The organism is Mesorhizobium sp. M5C.F.Ca.IN.020.32.2.1 (genome assembly GCF_004023105.1).
GTDB classification, from domain to species: domain Bacteria; phylum Pseudomonadota; class Alphaproteobacteria; order Rhizobiales; family Rhizobiaceae; genus Mesorhizobium; species Mesorhizobium wenxiniae.
In genome coordinates this window covers 1-3,484 of sequence record NZ_RZSX01000693.1, presented here as the reverse complement: position 1 = coordinate 3,484, position 3,484 = coordinate 1, and the positions used below count along the sequence as shown (strand labels likewise).

At 56.3% G+C, this 3,484-nt stretch carries 5 protein-coding genes; all 5 read right to left on the bottom strand.

The genetic code is table 11. The features are described from left to right. Nucleotides 1–855 (bottom strand): Wzz/FepE/Etk N-terminal domain-containing protein (locus EOA86_RS27115; protein WP_245497388.1); only part of this gene is annotated, 855 nt, incomplete at its 3' end. A 51-nt stretch (nt 856–906) separates the two neighbouring features. After that, nucleotides 907–1,695, bottom strand: a complete 789-nt coding sequence (locus EOA86_RS27110) for a polysaccharide biosynthesis/export family protein (RefSeq protein ID WP_128344498.1) — start codon at nt 1,693–1,695, stop codon at nt 907–909. Continuing rightward, complete coding sequence (locus tag EOA86_RS27105) at nt 1,695–2,504, bottom strand: CpsB/CapC family capsule biosynthesis tyrosine phosphatase (RefSeq protein ID WP_065006275.1); 810 nt, start codon at nt 2,502–2,504, stop codon at nt 1,695–1,697. The genes EOA86_RS27110 and EOA86_RS27105 overlap by 1 nt, the downstream gene beginning before the upstream one ends. Before the next feature lie 126 nt (nt 2,505–2,630). After that, nucleotides 2,631–2,792, bottom strand: coding sequence for a hypothetical protein (locus EOA86_RS38895; RefSeq protein WP_156768181.1), 162 nt, complete (start codon nt 2,790–2,792; stop codon nt 2,631–2,633). A gap of 100 nt (nt 2,793–2,892) precedes the next feature. Beyond that, on the bottom strand, nt 2,893–3,484 hold a 592-nt coding region (locus EOA86_RS27100), incomplete at its 5' end, for a hypothetical protein (protein WP_245497387.1).

Sequence of the window (3,484 nt, the reverse complement as noted above, 5' to 3'; positions counted from 1 at the left end):
GTTCAAGGCCTCGATGTTGGACCCAATCAGCGACTTGTCGTCGCCGGTTATCGTGATGCCCGCATCCTTAGCATAAGCGACGAGTTCCTCTTCGGATTTCTGAAGCTTTTGCTTTACCTGCAAAACCTGTTCCTGGATGAATTGCCGCGCCAGGTCCGAGGTTTCGCTGGTCTGATCGAGGCGTTGATCGATAAAACTTTGCGCGACCTGGTTGGCTATATCACTTGCATACTTCGGTTTCTGGTCGGCAAATGTGATCGACAAGAGGCTCGTGTTGGTGACCAAACTTACAGTGAGGTCATTTAGAACGCGACTGATCGCAATCTTCTCACGCTCCTCCGGGGTTTTCTCTTCAATGGAGGGCGATTTGGAAATTCCGAATGCACGATAGAAGATGTTGCTAGGCGAAAAGCTCGGCGTCGGAAACAGGAAATCCGGCTTTTCACTGAGACCCAGTTGGAAAACCACGCGCTGGGCCAATGCGCGGCTTCTCAGTTTTTCCCGGGCCGTTTGAAAGGCCCGTAGGTCGCTGTTTTCAGAAACCACTTCGATGTCCTGGAAGACCTTGGCCGAAGGAACCAGCACTTCCAATTGCGCTGTAGCCCGATATTTTGGCGTCTGCATCATGGTAACGACGACGCCACCGACAAGCCCGGCAGCCGCCATCATGACGATCAGCCACCGATACTGGACAACGTAAAAAAACAGCTTGAGGGGATTGAAGCCCTCGTCGTGCTCCGCGTAATCGCGGCCGTACGAGCTATAGTTTTGCGCACCGTCATAATACAGGTCGGGAGACAAGGCTTGGCCATGCCCTGGGCCTGCAATTTGATGCTGTCTATTGCGATCGAGCATGGTGCGAAGTAATCCTAGCTTGCCTGTATCCTGAATTCTGACCGGTGATGGTTAAATTCCCGGGATCACCGCAATTCGGGCTGCACTCGAGGCGACGCCGAGCGCGTCCTTGAGATTGTTCAGCGCAATTTTCGATTTCGAGGCGAAGACGACAATCTTGTCGCCACCATAGATGCGTGGATTGCGGCTCTTGCCGGCGCGAATCTGCTCCACATTGTAATTTGCGACCAAAGTGTTTTGGCCGACATTGCGATAGACAAAGACTTTTTTCGCATCGCCAACGGCATTGAACCCGCCAGCAAGGGCGATCGCATCGATGAGAGAAGAATTGCTCGACACCGGAAAGATACCGGCCTTGGTGACTTCGCCGTCGACGGTAATGCGCTGTCCGATCGATTCCTTGACGAAGACCGACACATCGGGCGACTGCAGATAGTTGGCGCCGTAGGCCGTTTCGATTTCCTGCTCCAGCTGACGGACGGTCTTCCCTGCCGCGGTGACGGTCCCGATAAGTGGAAGCGAAATTTGCCCGCCGGCATCGACTTGAACGGTTCTGTTCAGATTGTCGACCTGGAATACATTCACCTCGAGCACATCGTTCGGCGACAAAGGCTGCTCATTGCCGTTCTGGGTGTTCTGCGGCGCAGGCAGTTCCTTTACGACCTGCAGGGCACCGCCGCCCGAGAGCGGCGCCGACGATGATGCCAGTTGCAGCGCATCGACCGAAGTCGGCGAAGACGATGTCGTCGACGAGTTGCTGGTGCAGGCAGAGATCGAGAGCGAAGCAAGCAAGACACATATCGTGCCCGTATAGCTTTTTGCGAAATGAAAAACGCCCATCACGCTGTCCCACCCTTCAACAAGCGACCCAATCCCGCAAAGCGACCGACGTTGCCGGAGCCTGGCTTCTTCGAGCGTGCCTTTCCGACCGGCTCGAGAGGCCGGTTCGCCAATATTTCGCCTGGGCGTTTCAACACCATATTGCGGGCCTCATCTTCCCCACATCGCTTCGCGGCCGCGGCGACTGCCTGCGAAAGCCCAGGCGGCCGACGGGTGGCGCCATGGGTGTCCGATGCGATAATATCTACCCTGCCCTCGTCAATCAGCTTTTCCGAATAGTAAAGTGCCGTGCGGCCAAAAGCACCAACAATCGAGTCTGCGGTAAGCTGAACAAGGCAGCCGATTGCATTCAACCTCTCGACAACGTCGTAATTTGCCTTGATCCAGGTCAGCCGCTCAGGATGGGTAAGAATCGGAATGAACCCGGCGTTTATGAGGCGCAGAGCAAGCTCCTCCAGTCTTGGGGGTAAAACGTGATGCGGCGGTTCGAAGAGAAAATAACGAGATCTGTTCAAGGTCGGCACGCTACCTAGCGCCAATTGCTCCGGAAGATCCGGCGCTATATGCACGTCGGCCCCAACGTAAAGAGCAAGCGGGATTGCCGCGCGGCGTAGCGCCTGCTCCAACCCTTGAACTGCTCGGGCAATATTTGCCGATCCGTTTTCGTACATGCCCGGCACGATATGCGGCGTACACGCCATATGCGTCGTTCCATCTGCCACCGCCAGCCGCGCCATTTCCAGCGATTCAGCAAGACTGGGCGAGCCGTCATCAAGACCGGGTAAGATGTGGGAATGCAGGTCGATCATTGGCGTTTGTGGCCGCACTGAAGCAACGTGACGACTTCTCCCCGATAATAGGCAAATGCGCCATCCGCACGATAGCGAATGACGCATCTATCAAGCTCATGCAATGCGGTAGATGCCAGATCCAAGCTATTCGCCGACAGCGCTGTCGTCATTCTGCAAGCTGATAACCAGCACTGCCGCGCCACCTGTCACAGCACCACCCAGCGGCGCGAGACGAACTCGCCCAGCACGAAGCGCATTCAGCTTCAACTCAAGCAATAGAGCGGTATGGTTGACGAATTCCGTCAATATCCCGACTCCAACCGACGCGCCAAGGCTACGGCACAGAGGCGCCGGCAATACAAAATAGCAGAGCAGTCACCCGCCTCTGCTATGTCATCTACTGAGCCTAAGGGCTAACGCCGCCGTTGCCGTCGCCATCATCCTGCGTTGCGGCAAGAATACCGGCCGCACCAGCCATGCCCCCAAAAATATAGAGCGGGGTGTTGGACCGGTTGGACTGGTTGCCACCCGGGGGAATCTGACCCGTATGCTCGGAGCTAACGGCGGCAGCCGTCTGTTCGGAGCCGACAACTTTCAGGCAGATATTGTTCTCGATACGGGAAATGTCGAGGCTTGAGTTCGCAGGCACATCCAGGTTGCAGCCACCGACATTGACGGAAGCCGACCCCCTGGCACCGACCACTACGCGGCTGCCGAAATCCAGAGCATTTCCCGCCTTGGCCGGGCCATAGCCGGCGGCTTGCGAAACCATTACGTCGCCATTGGCGTGCCCGATGGAACCAATCGAATTCGCCGCTGCCTGATAGGGTGTCGTACAGGTGCATGACGTGTCCTGAGCGAAAGACGAAACCGGGCCGAAGCCGATCGAGGCGACAAATCCGGCCAACGCAATTTTTACAGTAAGATTCATTCGTTTCGATCTTTTTTTCCCGCCGTACCTCGGCCCCGCCCAAGCACTAAGGTATTGAGTAAGCGCG